The sequence below is a fragment of the Streptomyces capparidis genome (assembly GCF_054782095.1).
Genome location: NZ_BAAGTD010000121.1, coordinates 1 through 2,298, shown reverse-complemented (window position 1 = coordinate 2,298; position 2,298 = coordinate 1). Strand labels below are relative to the sequence as shown.

Genomic DNA, 2,298 nt, shown 5'->3' with positions numbered 1-2,298 from the left:
CCGGTCTCGGAGGTGGGGGAGTACTGGCCCTTGGTCAGCCCGTAGATGCGGTTGTTGAACAGCAGGATCTTGAGGTTGACGTTGCGGCGCAGGGCGTGGATGAGGTGGTTGCCGCCGATGGACAGGGCGTCGCCGTCGCCGGTGACGACCCAGACGGACAGGTCGCGGCGGGTGGTGGACAGGCCGGTGGCGATGGCGGGGGCGCGGCCGTGGATGGAGTGCATCCCGTAGGTGTTCATGTAGTACGGGAAGCGGGAGGAGCAGCCGATGCCGGAGATGAAGACGATGTTCTCGCGGGCGATGCCCAGTTCGGGCAGGAAGCCCTGGACGGCGGCGAGGATGGCGTAGTCACCGCAGCCGGGGCACCAGCGCACCTCCTGGTCGGACTTGAAGTCCTTCGCGGACTGCTTGCCCTCGGCCTTGGGGACCAGGGGCCAAGCGGTGCGGGGCCCGGTCCCGTCGGCGGTCCGGTGGCCGTTGGCGAGGGCCGGTGCCTCAGTCATTGGCGGATGCCTCCGTGATCGCCGCGGCGAGTTGCTCGGCCTTGAAGGGCAGGCCGCGGACCTGGGTGTGGGAGTGGGCGTCGATGAGGTAGGTGGCGCGGATGAGGGTGGCGAGTTGGCCGAGGTTCATCTCGGGGATGATCACCTTGCGGTAGCGGGCCAGGACCTCGCCGAGGTTGCGGGGGAAGGGGTTGATGTGCCGCAGGTGGGTCTGCGCGACCCGGCCGCCTTGTGCGCGCACGCGGCGGACGGCGGCGGTGATCGGGCCGTAGGTGGAGCCCCAGCCCAGGATCAGCACGTCGGCGTCGCCGGTGGGGTCGTCCACCGTCACGTCCGGGACCGTGATGTTGTCGATCTTGGCCTGGCGGGTGCGGACCATCAGGTCGTGGTTGTCCGGGTCGTAGGAGATGTTCCCCGACCCGTCCTGCTTCTCGATACCGCCGATCCGGTGCTCAAGACCCGGTGTGCCCGGCACCGCCCACGGCCGCGCCAGGGTGTGCTCGTCGCGCTTGTAGGGCCAGAACACCTCGCTGCCGTCGTCCAGGGTGTGGTTCGGGCCGGTGGCGAACCGCACCCGCAGGTCGGGCAGTTCCTCCACCTGCGGGATCCGCCACGGCTCCGAGCCGTTGGCCAGGTAGCCGTCGGAGAGCAGGAAGACGGGGGTGCGGTAGGCCAGGGCGATGCGGGCGGCCTCCAGCGCGGCGGTGAAGCAGTCCGCGGGGGTCGCGGGGGCGACGATGGGGACGGGGGCCTCGCCGTTGCGGCCGTACATGGCCTGGAGCAGGTCGGCCTGCTCGGTCTTGGTCGGCAGACCGGTGGACGGGCCGCCGCGCTGGATGTCCACCACCAGCAGCGGCAGCTCCAGCGACACCGCCAGCCCGATCGTCTCGCTCTTGAGCGCGACGCCGGGTCCGGAGGTGGTGGTCACCGCCAGGGCCCCGCCGAACGCGGCGCCCAGGGCGGCGCCGATCCCGGCGATCTCGTCCTCGGCCTGGAAGGTGCGCACGCCGAAGTTCTTGTGCTTCGACAGCTCGTGGAGGATGTCGGAGGCGGGGGTGATGGGGTAGGAGCCCAGGTACAGGGGCAGCTCGGCCTGCTGGGCGGCGGCGATCAGGCCGTAGGCCAGGGCGAGGTTGCCGGAGATGTTGCGGTAGCGGCCGGCCGGCAGCGGAGCGGGGGCGATCTCGTAGGAGACGGCGAAGTCTTCGGTGGTCTCCCCGAAGTTCCACCCCGCGCGGAACGCGGTGATGTTCGCCTGCGCGATCTGGGGCCGTTTGGCGAACTTCTTGGCCAAGAACGCCTCGGTGCCCTCGGTGGGCCGGTGGTACATCCACGACAGCAGCCCCAGGGCGAACATGTTCTTGGCCCGTTCGGCGTCCTTGCGGGCCAGCCCGGACTGCGCCAGGGCCTCCACGGTCAGGGTGGTCAGCGGCACGGGGTGGACGCGGTAGGCGGCCAGGGTGCCGTCCTCGATGGGGTTGGCGTCCCAGCCGACCTTGGCCAGGGCCCGCTTGGTGAACTCGTCGGTGTTGACGATGATCTCCCCGCCCGCGGGCAGGTCCGGCAGGTTCGCCTTCAACGCCGCGGGATTCATCGCCACCAGCACGTGCGGGGCGTCCCCGGGAGTGAGGATGTCGTGATCGGCGAAGTGCAACTGGAACGACGACACCCCCGGCAGCGTCCCGGCAGGCGCCCGGATCTCCGCCGGAAAGTTCGGCAACGTCGACAGGTCATTGCCGAACGACGCCGTCTCCGAGGTGAACCGGTCACCCGTCAACTGCATCCCATCACCGGA

The 2,298-nt window shown here is 70.2% G+C and carries 2 protein-coding genes; both read right to left on the bottom strand.

The features are described from left to right. Positions 1–503, bottom strand: a 503-nt coding sequence (locus ACYVO2_RS37180; RefSeq protein WP_461012549.1) for a thiamine pyrophosphate-dependent enzyme, incomplete at its 3' end; no start/stop codon positions are given. Then, positions 496–2,298, bottom strand: a 1,803-nt coding sequence (locus ACYVO2_RS37175; RefSeq protein WP_461012548.1) for a 2-oxoacid:acceptor oxidoreductase subunit alpha, incomplete at its 5' end; no start/stop codon positions are given. The genes ACYVO2_RS37180 and ACYVO2_RS37175, both read right to left, overlap by 8 nt.